Origin of the sequence: Paenibacillus sp. FSL R7-0312 (assembly GCF_038004445.1) — a bacterium.
Classification (GTDB): Bacteria; Bacillota; Bacilli; order Paenibacillales; family Paenibacillaceae; genus Paenibacillus_AQ.
Window position 1 is genome coordinate 4,280,197 of the sequence record NZ_JBBORE010000001.1, and the last position, 23,833, is coordinate 4,304,029.

Sequence of the window (23,833 nt, forward strand, 5' to 3'; positions counted from 1 at the left end):
ACGCTTACAGCAGGGTTAGACCGGCAAGGGGAAGGCATCGCCAAATGAAATGTACAAGGGAGAGATGATCAGTGGCATTCATTAATGAAAAAATACCTGCAGCCGACCGAGAATGGTTTAATTCCTTCCAACTCAAAGATCCGTTTACCCGTAAACCGCTGGAATCACGGTCTTGGACGATCGATCGTGAGCGGAACGCTTTCCTGGTCGGATTGGGCGGACAAGGCGATTATGAATCCGACGTCCCGATGTATTATGCGCTTGTCTGGAAGGGAAATGTCATCTGCATGGATACGTACAGCACCGGTACGGGCAATGTGAGCTCGGGAATCGAAATGTTCTGGAAGATCACTAAAATTGAAGCGCCCGGAAATCTGCTCCAGGATCACGAACAATTGGTTGATTTGATTAAAGAATCGTTGGACGCCAAAGGATTTGCCGGCAGAAGAGATTGCGTTACCGGTGTCCATTTCGATTACATCGCAACACCCGGCTTTGCGATGGGAGGCGTCAAGCAATGACGACCAAGTTCGATATTATCGACGATATCGAGTCATGGCGCTCCAGGCACGGCATACCGGAGAACGCCGAACTGACCCGTGCGCAAAAGGTGCAGCTCGCCCAGGATATCCAGGCGAGTGTAGGAAAGATTTCTTTCAAGGTGCCTGAAGGCGGGAATATTATTCCCTACAATGGATGGATTGGCGATACTCCCGCATGGCAGATCGCCGATGCGGTTTCGAACAGTAGCGGAGGCACGCTGTATTATATCAGCGATACGGAAGCCGGAGAGCTATTGAATAATGCGGAATTCAAAGCCGCAGTACAACAGGCGTCCGGCAGCCCGGAGCTCGCCGGTGAAATGCTCAACGGCTACAAAGTGAACGGCGTCCGCACTCCGTTTGGCTATGAAGGGGTGCTTTCCCTTAATGATTTTGTTTCCAGGGAGGTTATGCTCGCCAATGCCCACGGCAATGTAATCACATTAACGTCGGGCTCGACGCCGGACAGCGTCTGGACGCTGACGGAGCTGCGTACCCTGCTGGATATGCCACAGGTCAACAGCATTGACGGTATCCCTAAGGAGGATTTGTTAAAGGCCAAGGATTGGTTCATGAAAGAGCTTGGCTACTCCGAAGCCAAGGCGCTGGATGGCTTGAGAGAAGCGATATCTTATAAATCAAGTGCCAATATGTCCTTGATTGATGTGTATAGGGGACCGCAGACGATTGTGGTAGATCCCAAAGGTGAGGCTGTCGTTAAGCCAGGCGAAATTCTGGGGGTTGATGTCGCCAGACTGACGGGAGGGTCTACCCGCGTTCCCGAGGGAACCGCCAGCGTCCAGTCGCTGAGCCAAATGGAAGGACGATTGTCCCAGGCTGAATTGAACGCCAAATATCCGAGGCTGGCCGAAATTTCTGAGAGTATAAAGGGATCGAACAATTCAGTTGCCGCCAGAACGACCGAGATCGTCCAGTACATGGACCGGACTCTTGTGGAAACGCCGGGCGTCAGCACGAGTTCTACTCTGGCCGATGCCGCCCGCTATACCCGTGTGAGAGGGGGAGCGCTGAAGGCTCTGGGCATCGTTGGCGGCGTAATGCTCGCCGTGGATGCTGTCAATATGATCGGCGATGCAAGCGCGGCATATGCGTCCGGCGATACGGAACTAGGCAATACAATTATCCGCGACTGGACGTTGGAAACGGCGGGAGGGCTAGTGACCTCACAGTTGTTTATGGAAGCCGTTGCGCCTATAGCGCTGGCGCTCGGAGCGACAGGGGGACCGGTTGGCATCGCCGCGGGACTCTTGCTGGAGGTTGGGGCGGGCATCGTAGGCTGGATTGTCGGAAGCGAGCTCGGACACGGCCTTAGCGACCTGATTGGAAGCATCTTCGGTCTGTTCCAGAACGCCGAAGCAATGACCTCTTGCCCGCTCGTGCTCGATCTGGACGGAGACGGAGTGGAAACGACAACGATCCAGAACGGTATTGCTTTTGACCATGACAACAACAGCTTTGCCGAGAAATCGGCTTGGGTCGGCAAGGACGACGGTCTGCTGGTCCGGGACTTAAACGGTAACGGCCGGATCGACAGCGGGCAGGAATTGTTCGGCAACAACACGCTTTTGTCAGGTGGGAACAAGGCTGCCAATGGATTTTCGGCGCTGGCCGATCTTGACGATAACCATGACGGTAAAATCGACGCCGCCGATGCCGTATTTAGCCAGCTGAACATCTGGAGGGACCTGGACGGGGACGGCATAACGGACGCCGGAGAGCTGGTATCTCTCCAGGACGCCGGCGTGGCCTCTATTTTTACAGGCTACAGCTCAGGCACTTTTGTCGATGCCCAGGGCAACGAACATAAGCAGACCGGAACGTATACCCGGACCGACGGAACGACTGCAGCCGTGAGTGACGTCTGGTTCAAGACCGACAAGGTGAACTCCACCTCCACGCAGCTGCTGCCGGTTACGTCCGAAATCGCGGCATTGCCGGATTTAAAGGGATTCGGTAACGTCAATAGTCTGCACCAGGCGATGCTTAGGGACACTACCGGACATCTCAAAGCATTGGTGATGCGATTTGCAGCTGAACCGGACATAAACTTCCGCAAACAACTGTCAGTCGACATTATTTATGCCTGGACCGGGGTCGAGACCATCAATCCGAATCAGCGTGGAGGTAATATCGATGCCCGGAAGCTGGAGGCGCTAGAGAAGCTTTTTGGAAAGAAATATCAGGAAGCCACGAACGGACAGGGCGGCAACCCGATAACAAACGCGGCGGCTCTGCTTTCGGATACTTTCAATCAACTGGCAGGCACGGTGTATTCCCAATTGACGGCGCAGACCCGATTGAAGGAATTTTACAGCAGGCTTACCTTGGCCTGGGATGCGACGACGGAAAGCGTAAAATTTGATTTGTCGGGGATCGCAATCGATATTATGAATGTGATGTCCACAGATGAACAGGCGGGCAAGGCGAAGCTTAACGAGGTGGCGGCCAGCATTCATCAATTGGAACTGACGGATTATGTCAACATTGAAAGCTTCCGCAAGACGTTTGCGGCCAAGGGACCAGAGTATGCGCTAATTATCGATATAGCCGGGAGATCCGAAGTGCTCGGCTCGCGGGAGAACGACACCTTTACCGGAACAAACATGGATGAGGTGTTCTGGGGACTGGAAGGCGACGATACCATTTCCGGGGGCGGCGGCAAAGACTTCCTGTTCGGCGACAGAGGGAACGATACCCTTTTTGGCGGTGAGTTGAATGACAAGCTTGTGGGGGGGACCGGTGATGATCGCTTAAACGGCGGCAACGGCGACGATGTGCTGGACGGTGGAGCCGGAAATGACGTGATGTACGGCGGTGACAGCAGCGACACCTCCAATAACCGGGGCAACGGCAACGATACGTACCTCTTTGGCCGGGGCTATGGCCAGGATACGATTGTCGATTATGACGCCACGGCGTACAACGCGGATCTTGTTACGCTGGACGAATCCGTGCAGCCGGGGGATGTAAAGCTGCGGCGCAGCGGCAACCATCTGGAGTTATCCGTTATCGGTACCGATGATAAGCTGACCATATGGAATTATTTCGACGCCAACGGCAGCTATGTAGTGGAAACGGTACACTTCTCCGAAGGAACGGTTTGGAACACGGATTATATCCGGCAAGCTGTATTAAGTGTGGACGGAACCGAATCCAGTGAGAGCCTTTCCGGTTATGAGGGCAATGACAGCATTTACGGTTATGGCGGCGAAGATACCTTGACCGGAGCGGCGGGCGCCGATCTGCTGTACGGGGGTTATGGGGACGATCGGCTATATGGCAACGATGGCGGGGACCACTTGGAAGGCGAAGGGGGAGGCGACGTTCTGTACGGCGGAGCCGGAGTCGATGTGCTGGACGGCGGCAGTGGCAACGATACGCTGTACGGCGGCGACAGCAGCGATACCTCCTACAACCGAAGCAACGGCAACGATACGTATCTGTTCGGGCGGGGCTACGGTCAAGACACGATTATCGACTATGACGGTACGGAGGGGAATGCCGACGTCATCCGGTTTGCAGCCGACGTGAAGCCGAGCGACGTTACCGTGCGGCGCAGCGGCACAAATCTGGAGCTGATGATTAACGGCACGAGCGACAAGCTGACAGTGTCCAGCTTCTTCGATGCCAGCGGCAAATATGTCGTGGAATCGGCGGTGTTTACCGACGGGACCGTTTGGGACACGGACGCGCTTCAGACGGCGGCGCTGAACATCGACGGCAGCGAAGCCAGTGAGACGCTGTCCGGGTATGAGACGAACGACACGCTGCGGGGTTATGGCGGCGACGACCGTTTGTACGGTGGAGCCGGGGACGATGTGCTGGACGGGGGTACGGGCAACGACACCTTGTATGGCGGAGATAACAGTGATTCGGCAGCCCGCTTTAACGGAAACGACATATACCTGTTCGGTCGGGGCTCCGGCCAGGACACGATTGTCGACTACGACGGCACGGAAGGCAACGCGGACGTGATCCGGTTTGCGGCCGACGTGAAGCCGGGAGACGTTACCGTGCGGCGCAGCGGCACAAGTCTGGAGCTGCTGATTAATGGCACAAGCGACAAACTGACGGTGTCGAGCTTCTTCGACGCCAGCGGCCGGTACGTCGTGGAGTCAGCTGTGTTTGCCGACGGGACCGTATGGGACGAAGCGGCGCTTCGGACGGCTGCGCTGAACATCGACGGCAGCGAATCCGGCGAAACGTTGTCCGGGTATGAGACGAACGATACGCTGCAGGGTTATGGCGGCGACGACCGTCTGTACGGTGGAGCCGGGGATGATGTGCTGGACGGCGGCGCAGGCAACGATACGTTGTACGGTGGCGATCCATATGACACGTCATATACGCGTGCCAACGGCAACGACACGTACCTGTTCGGCCGTGGTTACGGTCAGGACACGATTGTCGACTACGACGGTACGGCGGGCAACACGGACGTGATCCGGTTTGTAGCCGACGTGAAGCCGGACGATATCACCGTGCGGCGGAGCGGCAGCAGCCTGGAACTGCTGATTAACGACACAAGCGACAAGCTGACGGTGTCGAACTATTTTGAGACAAGCGGCAAATATATCGTGGAATCGGTCCAATTCGCCGACGGCACGGTGTGGAATGAGGCCGCGGTGCGGGCGGCGGTGCGCAACATCACGGGCGGCGAGGCGAGCGAATCGCTGACCGGCTACGAGGACAACGACATCCTGCTCGGATACGGCGGAGACGACACGCTGAGCGGCGGTGCCGGGGACGATGTGCTGGACGGCGGCAACGGCAACGATACCCTGTATGGCAACGCCGGCAATGACCGGCTGCAGGGCGGTCAAGGAGCGGATATGCTGCAGGGCGGCCTTGGAGACGACGTGCAGGACGGCGGCGCGGGCAACGATACGTTGTATGGCGGCGACAGCAGCGATACGTACTATACACGCGCCAATGGAAACGACACGTATCTGTTCGGTCGGAACTCCGGTCAGGATACGATCGTTGACTATGACGGCACGGCAGGCAATGCCGACGTCATTCGGTTCGCGGCCGACGTGAAACCGGGCGACGTTACTGTGCGGCGGAACGGCAGCAGTCTGGAGCTGCTGATTAACGGCACGAGCGACAAGCTGACGGTGGCGAGCTTCTTTGACGCCAGCGGCCGGTACGTCGTGGAGTCGGCGGTATTCGCTGACGGGACCGTATGGGACGAAGCGGCGCTTCGGACGGCGGCACTGAACGTTGACGGCAGTGAAGTCGGCGAAACATTGTCCGGGTATGACACGAACGACACGCTGCGGGGGTACGGCGGCGATGACCGCTTGAACGGCGGTGCGGGCGACGACGTGCTGGACGGCGGCGCAGGCAACGACACGTTGTACGGTGGCGATCCATATGACACGTCATATACGCGCGCCAACGGCAACGACACGTACCTATTCGGCCGGGGCTATGGTCAGGACACGATTGTCGACTACGACGGCACGGCGGGCAACACGGACGTGATCCAGTTTGCGGCCGACGTGAATCCGGGTGACATCACCGTGCGGAGGAGCGGCAGCAGCCTGGAGTTGCTGATTAACGGCACGAACGACAAGCTGACGGTCGCGAACTATTTTGAGACAAGCGGCAAATATGTCGTGGAATTGGTTCAATTTGCTGATGGTACGGTGTGGAATGAGGCTGCAGTACGGGCGGCGGCGCGTAACGTCAAGGGCAGCGAAGCCAGCGAATCGTTGACCGGGTACGAGGACAACGACATCCTGCTCGGGTACGGCGGCGACGACACGCTGAGCGGCGGCGACGGGGACGATGTGCTAGACGGAGGCAACGGCAACGATACCCTGTATGGCAACGCCGGCAATGACCGGCTGCAGGGCGGTCAAGGAACGGACATGCTGCAGGGCGGAGCCGGGGATGACGTGCTGGACGGAGGCGCAGGCAACGATACGTTGTATGGCGGCGACAGCAGCGATACGTACTATACACGTGCCAATGGCAACGATACGTATCTGTTCGGCCGTGGCTCCGGTCAGGACACGATTATTGACTATGACGGCACGGCAGGCAACGCGGACATGATCCGGTTCGCGGTGGATGTGAAGCCGGGCGACGTTACGGTGCGGCGCAGCGGTACGAATCTGGAGTTGCAGATCAACGGCACAAGCGACAAGCTGACGGTATCGAGCTTCTTCGACGCCAGCGTCCGGTATGTGGTGGAGTCGGCGGTATTCGCCGACGGGACCGTATGGGACGAAGCCGCGCTTCGGACGGCGGCACTGAACGTTGACGGCAGTGAAGTCGGCGAAACACTGTCCGGGTATGAGACGAATGACACGCTGCGGGGGGATGGCGGCGATGACCGTCTGTATGGCGGGGCCGGGGACGATGTGCTGGACGGCGGTGCGGGCAACGACACGTTGTACGGTGGCGATCCATATGACACGTCATATACGCGCGCCAACGGCAACGACACGTACCTGTTCGGCCGGGGTTACGGTCAGGATACGATTCTTGATTACGATGGTTCGGAGGGGAATGCCGACGTGATCCGGTTTGCGGCCGACGTGAAGCCAAGCGACGTTACTGTGCGGCGGAGCGGCAGCAGCCTGGAGCTGCTGATTAACGGCACGAGCGACAAACTGACGGTCGCGAACTATTTTGAACCTAGCGGCAAATATATCGTGGAATCGGTCCAGTTCGCCGACGGCACGGTGTGGAATGAGGCCGTAGTTCGGGCGGCTTCGCGTAATGTCACGGGCAGCGAGGCGAGCGAATCGCTCACCGGGTACGAGGACAACGACATCCTGCTCGGTTATGGCGGAGACGACACGCTAAGCGGCGGCGACGGGGACGATGTGCTAGACGGAGGCAACGGCAACGATACCCTGTATGGCAACGCCGGCAATGACCGGCTGCTGGGCGGCCAAGGAGTGGATATGCTGCAGGGCGGAGCCGGGGACGACGTGCTGGACGGAGGCGCAGGCAACGATACGTTGTATGGCGGCGACAGCAGCGATACGTACTATACGCGTGCCAATGGCAACGATACGTATCTGTTCGGCCGTGGCTCCGGTCAGGACACGATTATTGACTATGACGGCACGGAGGGCAACGCGGACGTCATCCGGTTTGCGACTGACGTGAAGCCAAGCGACGTTACTGTGCGGCGGAGCGGCAGCAGTCTGGAGCTGCAGATCAACGGCACAAGCGACAAGCTGACGGTGTCGGGCTTCTTCGACGCCAGCGCCCGGTATGTCGTGGAGTCGGCGGTGTTCGCCGACGGGACCGTATGGGACGAAGCGGCGCTTCGGACGGCGGCGCTGAATATCGACGGTAGCGAAGCCAGCGAGACGCTGTCCGGGTATGACACGAACGACAAGCTGCGGGGGCACGGCGGGGACGACCGTCTGTATGGCGGGGCCGGGGACGACGTGCTGGACGGCGGCGGAGGGAACGACACGTTGTACGGTGGCGATCCATATGACACGTCATACACGCGTGCTAACGGGAACGATACGTATCTGTTCGGCCGGGGCTATGGTCAGGACACGATTGTCGACTACGACGGCACGGCGGGCAACACGGACGTGATCCAATTTGCGGCCGACGTGAAGCCGTACGACATCACCGTGCGGCGGAGCGGCAGCAGCCTGGAGCTGCTGATTAACGGCACGAACGATAAGCTGACGGTCTCGAACTATTTTGAGCCAAGCGGCAAATACGTTGTAGAATCGGTTCAGTTTGCCGACGGCACGGTGTGGGACAGTGCCTTTATTGGGACGCATCTTTCAACAAGTCCGGCCAATGGAACGGGGTTGACTCTCTCCGGCACGTCTAATAACGATCAACTGACAGGCGGTGCTGATCAGGATGTGATCAGCGGCGGGGCTGGAGATGATGTGCTGGACGGAGGCGCAGGCAACGATATGCTGTACGGCGGCGATCGATACGATACCTCGTACTCTCGCGCCAACGGCAACGACACGTACCTGTTCGGCCGCGGTTACGGTCAGGACACGATAGTCGACTACGACGGCACGGCGGGTAACACGGACGTGATCCGGTTTGCGGCCGACGTGAAGCCGGACGATATCACCGTGCGGCGGAGCGGCAGCAGCCTGGAACTGCTGATTAACGGCACGAGCGATAAGCTGACGGTCGCGAACTATTTTGAGCCAAGCGGCAAATATATCGTGGAATCGGTTCAATTCGCCGACGGCACGGTGTGGAATGAGGCCGCGGTGCGGGCGGCGGCGCGTAACGTCAAGGGCAGCGAAGCCAGCGAATCGTTGACCGGGTACGAGGACAACGACATCCTGCTCGGTTACGGCGGCGACGACACGCTGAGCGGCGGCGACGGGGACGATGTGCTAGACGGAGGCAACGGCAACGATACCCTGTATGGCAACGCCGGCAATGACCGGCTGCTGGGCGGCCAAGGAGTGGATATGCTGCAGGGCGGAGCCGGGGATGACGTGCTGGACGGAGGCGCGGGCAACGATACGTTGTATGGCGGCGACAGCAGCGATACGTACTATACGCGTGCCAATGGCAACGATACGTATCTGTTCGGCCGAGGCTCCGGTCAGGACACGATTATTGACTATGACGGCACGGCAGGCAATGCCGACGTCATTCGGTTCGCGGCCGACGTGAAACCGGGCGACGTTACCGTGCGACGGAACGGCAGCAGTCTGGAGCTGCTGATTAACGGCACGAGCGACAAGCTGACGGTGGCGAGCTTCTTTGACGCCAGCGGCCGGTACGTCGTGGAGTCGGCGGTATTCGCTGACGGGACCGTATGGGACGAAGCGGCGCTTCGGACGGCGGCACTGAACGTTGACGGCAGTGAAGTCGGCGAAACATTGTCCGGGTATGACACGAACGACACGCTGCGGGGGTACGGCGGCGATGACCGCTTGAACGGCGGTGCGGGCGACGACGTGCTGGACGGCGGCGCAGGCAACGACACGTTGTACGGTGGCGATCCATATGACACGTCATATACGCGCGCCAACGGCAACGACACGTACCTATTCGGCCGGGGCTATGGTCAGGACACGATTGTCGACTACGACGGCACGGCGGGCAACACGGACGTGATCCAGTTTGCGGCCGACGTGAATCCGGGTGACATCACCGTGCGGAGGAGCGGCAGCAGCCTGGAGTTGCTGATTAACGGCACGAACGACAAGCTGACGGTCGCGAACTATTTTGAGACAAGCGGCAAATATGTCGTGGAATTGGTTCAATTTGCTGATGGTACGGTGTGGAATGAGGCTGCAGTACGGGCGGCGGCGCGTAACGTCAAGGGCAGCGAAGCCAGCGAATCGTTGACCGGGTACGAGGACAACGACATCCTGCTCGGGTACGGCGGCGACGACACGCTGAGCGGCGGCGACGGGGACGATGTGCTAGACGGAGGCAACGGCAACGATACCCTGTATGGCAACGCCGGCAATGACCGGCTGCAGGGCGGTCAAGGAGCGGACATGCTGCAGGGCGGAGCCGGGGATGACGTGCTGGACGGAGGCGCAGGCAATGATACGTTGTATGGCGGCGACAGCAGCGATACGTACTATACACGCGCCAATGGAAACGACACGTATCTGTTCGGTCGGAACTCCGGTCAGGATACGATCGTTGACTATGACGGCACGGCAGGCAATGCCGACGTCATTCGGTTCGCGGCCGACGTGAAACCGGGCGACGTTACTGTGCGGCGGAACGGCAGCAGTCTGGAGCTGCTGATTAACGGCACGAGCGACAAGCTGACGGTGGCGAGCTTCTTTGACGCCAGCGGCCGGTACGTCGTGGAGTCGGCGGTATTCGCTGACGGGACCGTATGGGACGAAGCGGCGCTACGGACGGCGGCACTAAATATCGACGGCAGCGACGCCAGTGAAACGCTGTCCGGGTATGAGACGAATGACACGCTGCGGGGGGATGGCGGCGACGACCGTTTGTACGGCAGCGCGGGAGACGATGTGCTGGACGGCGGTGCGGGGAGCGATACCTTGTATGGCGGCGACAGCAGCGACACGTCGTATACGCGGGCCAACGGGAACGATACGTATCTGTTCGGACGTGGCTTCGGTCAGGATACGATCGTTGATTACGATGGCACGGCGGGTAACACGGACGTGATCCGGTTTTCTGCCGAAGTGAAGCCGGACGATATCACCGTGCGGCGGAGCGGCAGCAGCCTGGAGCTGCTGATTAACAGCACGAACGATAAGCTGACAGTCTCGAACTATTTTGAGCCAAGCGGCAAATATATCGTGGAATCGGTCCAATTCGCCGACGGCACGGTGTGGAATGAGGCCGCGGTGCGGGCGGCGGCGCGTAACGTCACGGGCAGCGAGGCGAGCGAATCGCTGACCGGGTACGAGGACAACGACATCCTGCTCGGTTACGGCGGAGACGACACGCTGAGCGGCGGTGCCGGGGACGATGTGCTGGACGGCGGCAACGGCAATGACACCTTGTATGGCAACGCCGGCAATGACCGGCTGCTGGGTGGCCAAGGCGGAGATACGCTGCAGGGCGGCCTTGGAGACGACGTGCAGGACGGCGGCGCGGGCAACGATACACTGTACGGCGGTGATAATAGTGATTCGGCCACCCGCTTTAACGGCAATGACACGTACTTGTTCGGGCGGGGCTCCGGGCAGGATACGATTATAGACTACGATGGCACGGAGGGCAATGCCGATGTCATTCGGTTCGCGGCCGACGTGAAACCGGGCGACGTTACCGTGCGGCGGAGCGGCAGCAGTCTGGAGCTGCTGATTAACGGCACGAGCGACAAGCTGACGGTGGCGAGCTTCTTTGACGCCAGCGGCCGGTACGTCGTGGAGTCGGCGGTATTCGCCGACGGGACCGTATGGGACGAAGCGGCGCTTCGGACGGCGGCACTGAATATCGACGGCAGCGACGCCAGTGAAACGCTGTCCGGGTATGAGACGAACGACACGCTGCGGGGGTACGGCGGCGATGACCGCTTGAACGGCGGTGCGGGCGACGACATGCTGGACGGCGGTGCGGGCAACGACACGTTGTACGGTGGCGATCCATATGACACGTCATATACGCGCGCCAACGGCAACGACACGTACCTGTTCGGCCGGGGCTATGGTCAGGACACGATTGTCGACTACGACGGCACGGCGGGTAACACGGACGTGATCCAGTTTGCGGCCGACGTGAAGCCGGGCGACATTACTGTGCGGCGGAGCGGCAGCAGCCTGGAACTGCTGATTAACGGCACGAGCGATAAGCTGACGGTCGCGAACTATTTTGAGCCAAGCGGCAAATATATCGTGGAATCGGTTCAATTCGCCGACGGCACGGTGTGGAATGAGGCTGCAGTACGGGCGGCGGCGCGTAACGTCAAGGGCAGCGAAGCCAGCGAATCGTTGACCGGGTACGAGGACAACGACATCCTGCTCGGTTACGGCGGCGACGACACGCTGAGCGGCGGCGACGGGGACGATGTGCTAGACGGAGGCAACGGCAACGATACCCTGTATGGCAACGCCGGCAATGACCGGCTGCAGGGCGGTCAAGGAACGGACATGCTGCAGGGCGGAGCCGGGGATGACGTGCTGGACGGAGGCGCAGGCAACGATACGTTGTATGGCGGCGACAGCAGCGATACGTACTATACGCGTGCCAATGGCAACGACACATACCTGTTCGGTCGGGGCTCCGGCCAGGACACGATTGTCGACTACGACGGCACGGAAGGCAACGCTGACGTGATCCGGTTTGCGGCCGACGTGAAGCCGGGAGACGTTACCGTGCGGCGCAGCGGTACGAATCTGGAGTTGCAGATCAACGGCACAAGCGACAAGCTGACGGTGGCGAGCTTCTTCGACGCCAGCGGCCGGTATGTGGTGGAGTCGGCGGTATTCGCCGACGGGACCGTATGGGACGAAGCCGCGCTTCGGACGGCGGCACTGAACGTTGACGGCAGTGAAGTCGGCGAAACACTGTCCGGGTATGAGACGAATGACACGCTGCGGGGGGATGGCGGCGATGACCGTCTGTATGGCGGGGCCGGGGACGATGTGCTGGACGGCGGTGCGGGCAACGACACGTTGTACGGTGGCGATCCATATGACACGTCATATACGCGCGCCAACGGCAACGACACGTACCTGTTCGGCCGGGGTTACGGTCAGGATACGATTCTTGATTACGATGGTTCGGAGGGGAATGCCGACGTGATCCGGTTTGCGGCCGACGTGAAGCCAAGCGACGTTACTGTGCGGCGGAGCGGCAGCAGCCTGGAGCTGCTGATTAACGGCACGAGCGACAAACTGACGGTCGCGAACTATTTTGAACCTAGCGGCAAATATATCGTGGAATCGGTCCAGTTCGCCGACGGCACGGTGTGGAATGAGGCCGTAGTTCGGGCGGCGGTGCGCAACGTCACGGGCAGCCAGGCGAGCGAATCGCTGACTGGGTACGAGGACAACGACATCCTGCTCGGTTTCGGCGGAGACGATACGCTGAGTGGCGGCGCAGGGAACGATGAGTTGAACGGCGGCGACGGCGCCGACAAACTGTACGGCAACGAAGGTAACGACCGCTTGAACGGAGACGACGGCAGCGATGCTATGTATGGCGGAGCCGGCGATGATGTGCTAGACGGCGGAGACGGGAATGACACGCTGTACGGCGGGGATCAGTACGACACGTCCTATACCCGGTCCAACGGCAATGATACGTACCTTTTTGGCCGAGGCTCAGGTCAGGACATGATCATTGACTATGACGGCACGGAGGGCAATGAAGACGTTATTCAATTTGCGGCAGGCGTGTTGGCAAGCGACGTAACGCTGCGGCGCAATGGCAGCAATCTGGAACTGCTGATTAACGGCACGGCTGACAAACTTACGGTGTTGAACTACTTTGAAGCGGGCGGCAAATACAAAGTTGAGTCCATCCGCTTCGCTGACGGCACGGTTTGGAACGGATCTCACATCAGTACGGCGGCGCTGCTGATTCAGGGCGGCGAAGCCGGCGAGACGCTGAACGGTTATGAAGGCGACGACACCTTGTTTGGATTCGGCGGCAACGACGCCTTGTCCGGGGCAGCAGGCTCAGACAGTCTGTACGGCGGCGACGGCCGGGATACGCTGTACGGCAATGAAGGGGATGACCGTCTGTATGGTGAAGACGGCAACGATGTCTTGTACGGCGGCTCGGGCAATGACGTGCTGGACGGAGGTGCAGGTAACGACACCTTGTCCGGCGGTGATCAATACGATACATCCTATACGCGCGTCAACGGGAACGATACGTACCTGTTTGGCCGTGGCTCCGGCCAAGATACGATTTTCGACTACGACGGTACAGAGGGCAACTCGGACGTCATCTCTTTGACCGGCGGTCTGCTCCCAGGCGATGTATTACTTCGCCGCAGCGGAAGTAACCTGGAACTGCTCATTACCGGTACCAGTGACAAGCTGACGGTATCGAATTATTTTGAAGCCAGCGGGAAATACGTGGTGGAAACAATTCAGTTTGCCGATGGAACCGAGTGGGACAGTTCATTTGTGCGGCAAGCGGTACTGAACATCACCGGCAGCGAGAGCAATGATACGTTAAACGGCTACGAAGGCGACGATTCGATCTACGGAAATGGCGGCGATGATATCCTGTCCGGCGCAGGAGGCAACGACAAGCTGTACGGGGGCGCAGGTGCGGACCTGATCTACGGCAATGACGGAGCCGACTTGCTGTACGGCGGAGCCGAAGGGGACAAGCTGTACGGCGGCGCAAGCGATGACGTCCTGGATGGAGGCGCAGGCAATGATACGCTGTACGGCGGCGACGCCAGCGATACTTCCTATGCACGCGCAAATGGCGATGATACTTATTTGTTTGGCCGGGGTTCAGGGCAGGATACTATTATCGATTATGACGGTACGGAAGGCAACACCGACAGGGTGCAGCTTGCAGCCAGTTTGTCTCCGGATAACATAACGCTGCGCCGTACCGGCAATCATCTGGAAATCCGAATTAACCAGACCAGCGACAAGCTGACGGTATCGGATTATTTCAGCCCCGGAGGAAAGTATAGGGTTGAAGAAATATGGTTTGCCGACGGAACGGTGTGGGATTTCGATTATGTGAACAATGCCGTTCTTAGCATTCTCGGAAGCGATGAGAGCGAAACGCTGAATGGCAATGACACCAATGATATCATCTACGGCATGGGCGGTGACGATACCATAAACGCCCAGGGAGGCGACGATACGGTTTACGGCGGGACCGGCAATGATATTTTGAACGGAATGGCCGGAAACGACACGCTGGACAGTGGCGAAGGCAACGATACGCTGTACGGCGGAGCGGGCAACGACGTGCTGGACGGCGGGGCGGGGGACGATTATCTGCAGGGAAATAACGATTCACCGTCATATTCGTACAGCGGCAATGACACGTATGTGTTCGGCAAAGGCTACGGTCAGGACCGGATTTACGATTACGACACTACCGCCGGAAATGCGGACACCATTCAAATGCTGGTCAACCCTTCCGACATCGAGGTGCTGCAAAAAGACGGTCATTTGTCGCTCCGGATTATAGAAACCGGCGATCAGCTGACGGTCCAGTATTACTTCAATAGCAGCGCGTACCAGATCGAGCGGGTGACGTTTGCTGACGGCTCTGTCTGGGGTAAAGCCGAGCTTGAGGCGAATATGCTCACTAAGGGAACGGATGCTGACGATACGCTGTACGGAATGAATGATTATAATGACAGCATGTACGGGTTCGGCGGAAACGATACGCTGTACGGCTACAGCGGCGACGATACTATGAACGGCGGCGAGGGCAACGACACGTTGTACGGCGGAGCCGGAGACGATGTGCTGGACGGCGGGGCGGGGGATGATTATCTGCAGGGCAACAACGATTCCTCGTCATATTCGTACAGCGGCAACGATACCTACGTCTTCGGCAAAGGGTACGGCCAGGACCGCATTTACGATTACGACAGCAGCACCAATACGGACACTATCCATATGCTGGTTAACCCTTCCGACATCGAGGTGCTGCAAAAAGATGGTCATCTGTCGCTTCGTATTATGGAAACCGGCGATCAGCTGACAATCCAGTATTATTTCAACAGCAGCGCGTACCAGATCGAGCGGGTGACATTCGCCGACGGCACAGTCTGGGGCAAGGCCGAGCTTGAAGCCAGTGTGCTGACCAAAGGAACGGAAGAGACCGATACGCTTTTTGGAATGAATGATTATAATGACAGCATGTACGGGTTCGGCGGCAACGACACGCTGTACGGCTATAGCGGCGACGATACTATGAACGGCGGCGAGGGCAACGACACGTTGTATGGCGGAGCCGGAGACGACGTGCTGGACGGCGGGGCGGGGGACGATTATCTGCAGGGCAACAACGATTCCTCCTCATATTCGTACAGTGGTAACGATACCTACGTCTTCGGCAAAGGGTACGGCCAGGACCGCATTTACGATTACGACAGCAGCAGCACCAATACGGACACTATCCAAATGTTGGTCAACCCTTCCGACATCGAAGTGCTGCAAAAAGACGGTCATCTGTCGCTCCGGATTATCGAAACCGGTGATCAGCTGACGGTCCAGTATTACTTCAACAGCAGCGCGTACCAGATTGAGCGGGTGACGTTTGCCGATGGCACGGTCTGGGGCAAGGCCGAGCTTGAAGCCAGTGTGCTCACCAAAGGAACGGAAGAGACCGATACGCTTTATGGAATGAATGATTTTAATGACAGCATGTACGGGTTCGGCGGCAACGATACGCTGTACGGCTACAGCGGCGACGATACTATGAACGGAGGCGCCGGCAACGACACGTTGTACGGCGGAGCCGGAGACGACGTGCTGGACGGCGGGGCGGGGGACGATTATCTGCAGGGCAACAACGATTCCTCCTCATATTCGTACAGTGGCAACGATACCTACGTCTTCGGCAAAGGGTACGGCCAGGACCGCATTAACGATTACGACAGCAGCAGCACCAATACGGACACTATCCAAATGTTGGTCAACCCTTCCGACATCGAAGTGCTGCAAAAAGACGGTCATCTGTCGCTACGGATTATGGAAACCGGCGATCAGCTGACAATCCAGTATTACTTCAACAGCAGCGCGTACCAGATCGAGCGGGTGACGTTCGCCGACGGCACGGTCTGGGGCAAGGCCGAGCTTGAAGCGAATGTGCTGACCAAAGGAACAGATGAGGGCGATACCCTTTCCGGGATCAGCGGCCTTAACGATCATATGCACGGGTATGCCGGCAACGATATGCTGTACGGCTACAGCGGCAACGACTATATGTACGGCGGCGCCGGTAACGACACACTGTACGGCGGAGCGGGCAACGACGTGCTGGACGGTGGAGCGGGGGACGATTACCTTCAGGGCAACAACGACTCCTCGTCGTATTCGTACAGCGGCAGCGACACTTACGTATTCGGCAGAGGGTACGGCCAGGACCGCATTTACGATTACGACACCAGCAGCACCAATAAGGACACCATTCAAATGCTGGTTAACCCTTCCGATATCGAGGTGCTGCAAAAAGATGGTCATCTGTCGCTTCGTATTATAGAAACCGGCGATCAGCTGACAATCCAGTATTACTTCAACAGCAGCGCGTACCAGATTGAGCGGGTGACGTTCGCCGACGGCACGGTTTGGGGTAAGGCCGAGCTTGAAGCGAATGTGCTGACCAAAGGAACGGATGAGGGCGATACCCTTTCCGGAATCAGCGGTCTTAACGATCATATGTACGGGTATGCCGGAAACGATACGCTGTACGGCTACAGCGGCAACGACTATATGTACGGCGACGCCGGTAACGACACACTGTATGGCGGAGCGGGCAACGACGTGCTGGACGGAGGAGCGGGGGACGATTACCTTCAGGGCAACAACGACTCCTCGTCGTATTCGTACAGCGGCAGCGATACTTACGTATTCGGCAGAGGCTACGGCCAGGACCGTATTTATGACTATGAAACGAAAACGAATACGGACATTGTCAAGTTGCTGGTGGACAGCGATGAGGTGATTTTTTCGAAAAATGCGAGTGACTTGGTGGTTCAGATTAACGGCAGTGAAGATAAGGCAACCGTGAGCAATTGGTATACGAGCGCCGCATACCAGACAGAGCTGTTTATGGCCCAGGATGGAACGCGGATCAAGAATACACAGATTGAGCAGCTCATTCAAGCGATGGCGACCTATTCCTCTTCCACCGGAACCAGCTGGTCCCAAGCGATGAACGAACAAAGAACCGATGCGCAGCAAATTCTGGCTCAGTATTGGACTGCGGACAAGTAAAACGGCTTTATTATAAGTGATGGTGCAGCAGAGCGCCTCTACCAACCGGCTTGCCGGAACCCGTAGAGGCGCTTTCAAATTTTCATAGGTGGAGCTGCTGGCGCCGCTGTACAGTCTGGTCAAAAGAGAGGCAACGTAAAGTGGATGACGGGCAAGCAACAGACATGACATAGGACTGTTTAAAAACGTCCATTATTGGTCACCGTATGTTTAGAGCCCAGTTGGTTCGGCGCTTAAAATAATAAGTGATATAGATAAAACCTCATTAAGCAGTATAATGCAGAACAGTTTTCAAATTTCTTAAGGAACAGATGAATCTGTAAACTATAAAAACGGCAGGATGGGTATTAAGAAATCTAAATATTGTTACTTGAACTAGCAGTTGAGGACAAGAACATGGTTCGATTAGCTATTAGGTGAATATCTAAATATAAAGCACTTGTAGTTAAAGCCTCCATAAGTACAATGATAAATGCCCGTTTTCCATCCAATAAATAAATAAATTTATATAGCTTAGTATAGATTTTTACAAGGAATGAAATAGAGCGTTATGTTCTTAATGTTTATTCATCAAAAGTAGGGACTGAGAATAAAGGGACTGACCGATATATACTAGGAAACACTTTATTGAAAGAGATCTATTATGGTAAAACGTCAATGATCGGATTGTCTTCAAATTCAACTATATATCACGGCAGAATTATTGCAGCGTCCTGGGGGAGTACCCGTCAATCTGGTGCAGGAACTGTCGGAACCGCTCTCTGTATAGATGTTAATCTGATTGTGAGGAAAGGGTGATAAACGATGAACCTGCTCGAAAATATGAACGCAGCACTCTTCTATATTGAAGAGAATCTGGAGGGTGAGGTGGATGTCAGGGAGGCAGCGAGGCGGGCGTTATGCTCGGAGTATCATTTCACGCGGATGTTCTCCTTCCTGGCAGGTATTCCGCTGTCGGAATATATCCGCCGCAGACGTCTCACACTGGCCGCATTCAAACTACAGGGCAGCCAGCAGCGGATTATTGATCTGGCCCTGGAATTTGGTTATAGTTCACCAGATGCCTTCACCAAGGCTTTCCAGCTGGTTCACGGCGTGACGCCGTCGGAAGCAAGAAGTGCAGGGACACCGCTGAAGGCCTTTCCTCGGATGACTTTTCAATTAACGATCAGAGGAGGCAGTGAAATGAATTATCGTATGGAAGAGAAAGCGGCTTTTAGCATCGTCGGACTGAAGAAAAGGGTGCCTATTCAGTTCAACGGAGTGAATCCGGAAATCGCGGCAATGTGGCAGAGTCTCAATATGGAGATCATTACAGAACTGAAGCAGCTGTCCAACATCGTTCCTGCGGGGATGATCAGCGCATCGGTGAATTTCTCCGAAGGGCGGATGGCGGAACGGGGGGAGCTCGATCATTATATTGGTGTAGCTACCACGCTGGACTGCCCTCTATCCTATGCGAGACTTGAAGTCCCTGCGTCTACATGGGCTGTATTTGAAGCGGTGGGGCCGTTTCCGGATACGCTCCAGAATATCTGGGGCCGGATTTATTCCGAATGGTTCCCTTCTTCCAATTACGAGCAGGTCGAAGGGCCGGAAATCCTATGGAATGAGAGCAAGGATACAACCTCGCCAGCGTACAGAAGTGAAATATGGATACCTGTGCAGGAAGCGAAACGTCCTTAAATGCCCCGATATTCTTGTAATGGGCAGATTTACCTGTCAAAATGAATCGTGTCCGGAACGGATGCAGCATGGGCTGGCGGTATACAGAAATCTGTGGCCGGCAGCCCTTATTGCTAAGAGAACTACAGTTATACATAACCAGGACATTTGCTGAGAGGAAGGATAACAATGATAGAATTACTGACGAGTGATTACAGCAGAATCAGGCATCTCCTGAAACATAAAGACGGTGAATTTAAGTTTGTATTTGTCGGAGGCGTTATAGATCTTAACCAGCCTGGTAAAATATTTGTGAATAATATAGACCATCCGACTGCCGGAATCGTCACCAGCCGCGGGGGAAAGTATTATCTGTTCGGTGAAGAAGACGATCAACTGTTCAATCGCAGCTTGTTAGATTTCTTAGCCGATCCGGCCAATCATGCGAATTATTATGACCTGTATTTGTCGTCCCGACACTGGCTGACGGTGGTTAAAGGTCCGCTGAAAGATAATACAGTAGAGCTGAGCAGAACTCATTACATCATGAGTGACAATGCAGCAGACTCTGGGGCATCCCAGGAACAAGCTGGGGAATTCGTGCTGACACGAATGGATGAGCAGCTTTTTGAGCGGTATATTCAGGAGATGGATGATTCCTACCGCTTGCTGTGGGATTCCGCAGAGACCTATCTTGAGAAGGCTTACGGTTTCAGCTATTCGAATGAAGCTGGCTTTGTAAGCGTTTGTAACACCTTTTATCTCGGCGGAGGGTATATCGAACCGGACATCATTACACATCAGGATTACCGGAATCAAGGTTTGGCGTTTAGACTGTGTCAGGAGTTCATTGAGCTTGGCCGCATGCGGAACTTAACAACATATTGGGATTGTGACTCTGGCAATCATGCATCTAACCATCTGGCCGTTAAGTTAGGTTTGGCGAAAGTGGGCGAAATCCCCATTCTATGGTGGCATGAGAATAAGGAAGCCGTCGCGAAGTATTTAGCCAGCTATAACTATACTACATAACCTGTTCTGCACTAATTGGCAATCGTCCCGTTGAACAACCATGTATGATTCAGTTCTAATGATTCTGTAAAGGTTTCTATGTGGAGGTGAGCAATGTGCAACGAGTACGCTTATTCCTGCTGGCAGTGCTGCTTATAGCGGGCTGTAACATGAATAATGAAGTAGAGCCAGCACCAGAGCAGCAGGAAATGCCGGAAGAAATGCCCGTGGATTTCGATTTTCTCGTTCGATACGGCTATGGTGAAGTCACCAAAAATGAGATTAATACCTACAGTGATACCGTGGCAAAAGATCTGATTGTGAACGGGACAGCTACGGCGAATATTACTTTGACCGGAGATGAAATGCGCAGCATCTATGATCAAATGAGAGAAATCAACATCATGGGGAGCCTGGAACTGGTGCCTGCCAGTCATAATTGTGCCACAACCCCTTATCAGGAGGACAGCTGGCAAGTCACTGTAGACGGAGTCACCCGGAATTTAACCTGGTCTGATGAAAATTGTGAACTCACGGACGATTCCAGGCAGCTGTTGGAGCTGCGGACCTTCATAGAGGACATCGTAGCCGGTAAGGATGCGTACAAAGAATTGCCCGAAGCTGAAGGCGGCTATGATTAAAAATACGGATTAAACGGCATACGTCTGCAAGCGTACTTCTCCAGTCCGATCCCATGGGATCGGATTTTTGTTTTAATAGAACTTGGGAAAAGCAAACTGGCGGATGAATGATAAGTTTATATTCAGTTTAAAAAAGTCGGTTACCATCCTATTACATTCAGTTGTCTAGGAGGAGTAAAGAATGAGTCAAGTACAACAAACGCAAACAGCGCGGCACAAGAGCAGCTATGCCATCGAGGCGCAGGGGCTGGTCAAAACGTATGGCAGCAACCGTGCAGTTGATGGTGTGGATCTCAAGGTAGGCACAGGAATGATCTACGGGGTGCTGGGTCCAAACGGGGCGGGGAAGACAACAGTAATCCGCATGCTGGCCACCTTATTGCGGCCTGACGCAGGTTCGGCGCGTATCTTCGGACATGATGTGGCAAAAGAACCGCAGATCGTGCGTCAGTTAATCGGGGTAACGGGCCAATATGCATCGGTGGATGAGTCACTCAGCGCTACAGAGAATCTGGTTATCTTCTCCAGATTGCTCGGACTGGGACGCAGCGAGTCGCGGAACAAGGCGGAAGAGCTGCTGGAGGAATTCGGTTTGACTGAAGCAGCCAAGCGTCCTTTGAAAAATTTCTCCGGCGGAATGCGCCGGCGGCTGGATCTGGCAGCAAGTCTCATTGCGCAGCCGCCGCTCATTTTCCTGGATGAGCCGACCACCGGCCTTGATCCGCGTACACGCAATCAGATGTGGGATACGATCCGGCGGCTCGTGAATACTGGGTCAACCGTCTTGTTAACCACGCAGTATCTGGAAGAGGCAGATCAGCTTGCTGACCGGATTGCGGTGATTGACACCGGCAAAGTGGTCGCTGAAGGCACCGTGGATGAATTGAAGGGCTCTGTCGGCAATTCATCGCTGCATCTGAAGGTAGTGAACCCGCAGGATCTGGGGAATGCCCGCCGGATTATCGAGCAGGTACTGGAGGTGCGGTCCAATATATCGGCAGAAGCCGCCAAAATCATGGCTCCGATGGGCAACGTGGACCGGGTGACCGACCTGCTGCTTGCCCTCCGCGAGGCAGGTATCCCGCTGCTTGAGATGAGCGTGCAGAAGCCAACGCTTGACGAGGTGTTCCTGACCCTGACCGGCCATGGCGTGAAGGAAGAGGCCGGGCTTGCCTCTGATTCAGCGAAGAATAAGGAGAGTGTACTGGCATGAGTACTTTAATCAAACCCGGGGTCGAACGGAAATTGAAGAATCATACGGGCATCGGCCAGGCCGTGCGCAATTCACTAACAATGGCCTATAGAGGGCTGCTCAAAATCCGGCGCACGCCGGAACAATTGTTTGACGTCACGTTCCAGCCGATCATTTTCACCTTGATGTTCACTTATATCTTCGGCGGAGCAATTGCGGGTGATGTGGCAAGTTATTTGCCGGTCATCATCCCCGGGATCTTAGTGCAGACTGTAATTACGACCTCTGTCGTTACCGGTGTCCAGCTGCGGGAGGATATGGAAAAGGGGGTGTTTGACCGGTTCAAATCACTGCCGATCGCGCGGATTGCTCCTCTGGCGGGAGCGCTGCTCGCGGATACCATCCGTTATACCATTGCAACGGTGCTTACATTCGTCATGGGTTATATTATGGGCTTGCGGCCTGAAGGCGGCCTAGGGAATGTTGCGCTCGCAGCGCTTCTCGTCATCGGATGCTCATGGGCGATCAGCTGGATCTTTGCCTTCTTCGGCGTGATTGCCCGCACAGCCTCCAGTGTGCAGGGGATCTCGATGATCGTGCTGTTCCCGCTCACCTTCCTCTCAAATGCATTCGTGCCGGTGGACACTATGCCGAACTGGCTTCAGTGGTTCGTAAATATTAACCCGATCTCCCATCTGGTCACTGCAGTCCGTGATCTGATTAATCACGGCACAGTTGGCAGCGATCTGGTCTTCTCCCTCATCGGCGCCGCTGTGATTGTTGCCATTTTCGCTCCTATTACGGTGCGCGCATATATGCGCCGGACGTAAGCAGGCTTGACAAAAAGATGCTAACAGGTGTAGGAATACATCAGGTTAGCGTCTTTTTTATCGTTTAGGAAATTATGGATTTCGTCTGTTGTGGATAAGGAGTGTATAAAGATGGGGATAAGGGTTGCTTGAATCATCCGTAGGATGATGTGGATCGATCAAAGAAACAACTCCCCTGAGGCGGCCGAAATCGGCTGCATTCCGGAAGGAAGAGCAACCGTTTGGAAGCCGCAGGAGGTCAGCTACAGGGTGAAATCCAAGGAATCCTCCCTGGGATGGGGCGGAGGGTGGCTGAAGGATAGCCATGAGGAGGAGCGCACCCTGATTTCACCGGAAGCAGGCCGAAAAAGTAAATGGGGAGCATAGAATGTATGCGAAAAACCGAACACAGTGTGCGGCTGTGAAGGCCACCGGGTCAAATGTATGCGAAAAACCGAACACAATGTGCTGGAGCGAAGGTCATCGGGCCTAATGTATGCGAAAAACCGAACACAATGTGCTGGCGCGAAGGCCATCGGCCAAATGTATGCGGAAAACCGAACACAATAGAAAGGAGAGCATTCATACTCCTCATGACTCGCGGGAA

7 protein-coding genes are annotated in these 23,833 nt (G+C 56.1%); all 7 read left to right on the forward strand.

The window, feature by feature from the left end; genetic code table 11:
• Positions 1-71: 71 nt before the first annotated feature.
• Entirely contained in the window at positions 72-521 is a 450-nt protein-coding gene (locus MKX70_RS18720) for a hypothetical protein (protein ID WP_340840492.1), read from the forward strand.
• The gene (locus MKX70_RS18725) at positions 518-17,908 is read left to right on the forward strand and encodes a calcium-binding protein (RefSeq protein ID WP_340840493.1); all 17,391 of its coding nucleotides are present in this window, start codon (positions 518-520) and stop codon (positions 17,906-17,908) included. Before MKX70_RS18720 ends, MKX70_RS18725 begins: the two co-directional genes overlap by 4 nt.
• A gap of 804 nt (positions 17,909-18,712) precedes the next feature.
• Entirely contained in the window at positions 18,713-19,594 is an 882-nt protein-coding gene (locus MKX70_RS18730) for an AraC family transcriptional regulator (RefSeq protein WP_042237349.1), read from the forward strand.
• Between the two features lie 168 nt (positions 19,595-19,762).
• Positions 19,763-20,605 (forward strand): GNAT family N-acetyltransferase, encoded by an 843-nt coding sequence (locus MKX70_RS18735; RefSeq protein ID WP_042237347.1) that lies wholly within the window; start codon positions 19,763-19,765, stop codon positions 20,603-20,605.
• A gap of 95 nt (positions 20,606-20,700) precedes the next feature.
• Positions 20,701-21,225: a hypothetical protein gene (locus MKX70_RS18740; protein ID WP_042237345.1), complete on the forward strand. Its 525-nt coding sequence runs from the start codon at positions 20,701-20,703 to the stop codon at positions 21,223-21,225.
• Between the two features lie 181 nt (positions 21,226-21,406).
• The gene (locus MKX70_RS18745; RefSeq protein WP_042237344.1) at positions 21,407-22,438 is read left to right on the forward strand and encodes a daunorubicin resistance protein DrrA family ABC transporter ATP-binding protein; all 1,032 of its coding nucleotides are present in this window, start codon (positions 21,407-21,409) and stop codon (positions 22,436-22,438) included.
• Positions 22,435-23,247: an ABC transporter permease gene (locus tag MKX70_RS18750; protein WP_340840494.1), complete on the forward strand. Its 813-nt coding sequence runs from the start codon at positions 22,435-22,437 to the stop codon at positions 23,245-23,247. The genes MKX70_RS18745 and MKX70_RS18750 overlap by 4 nt, the downstream gene beginning before the upstream one ends.
• The last annotated feature ends 586 nt before the right edge of the window (positions 23,248-23,833 follow it).

What these genes read in the sequence shown, in the direction of transcription:
- MKX70_RS18725 (WP_340840493.1), top strand. Translation starts at nt 518, where the DNA reads ATGACGACCAAGTTCGATATTATCGACGATATCGAGTCATGGCGCTCC.
- MKX70_RS18730 (WP_042237349.1), top strand. Translation starts at nt 18,713, where the DNA reads ATGAACCTGCTCGAAAATATGAACGCAGCACTCTTCTATATTGAAGAG.
- MKX70_RS18735 (WP_042237347.1), top strand. Translation starts at nt 19,763, where the DNA reads ATGATAGAATTACTGACGAGTGATTACAGCAGAATCAGGCATCTCCTG.
- MKX70_RS18745 (WP_042237344.1), top strand. Translation starts at nt 21,407, where the DNA reads ATGAGTCAAGTACAACAAACGCAAACAGCGCGGCACAAGAGCAGCTAT.
- MKX70_RS18750 (WP_340840494.1), top strand. Translation starts at nt 22,435, where the DNA reads ATGAGTACTTTAATCAAACCCGGGGTCGAACGGAAATTGAAGAATCAT.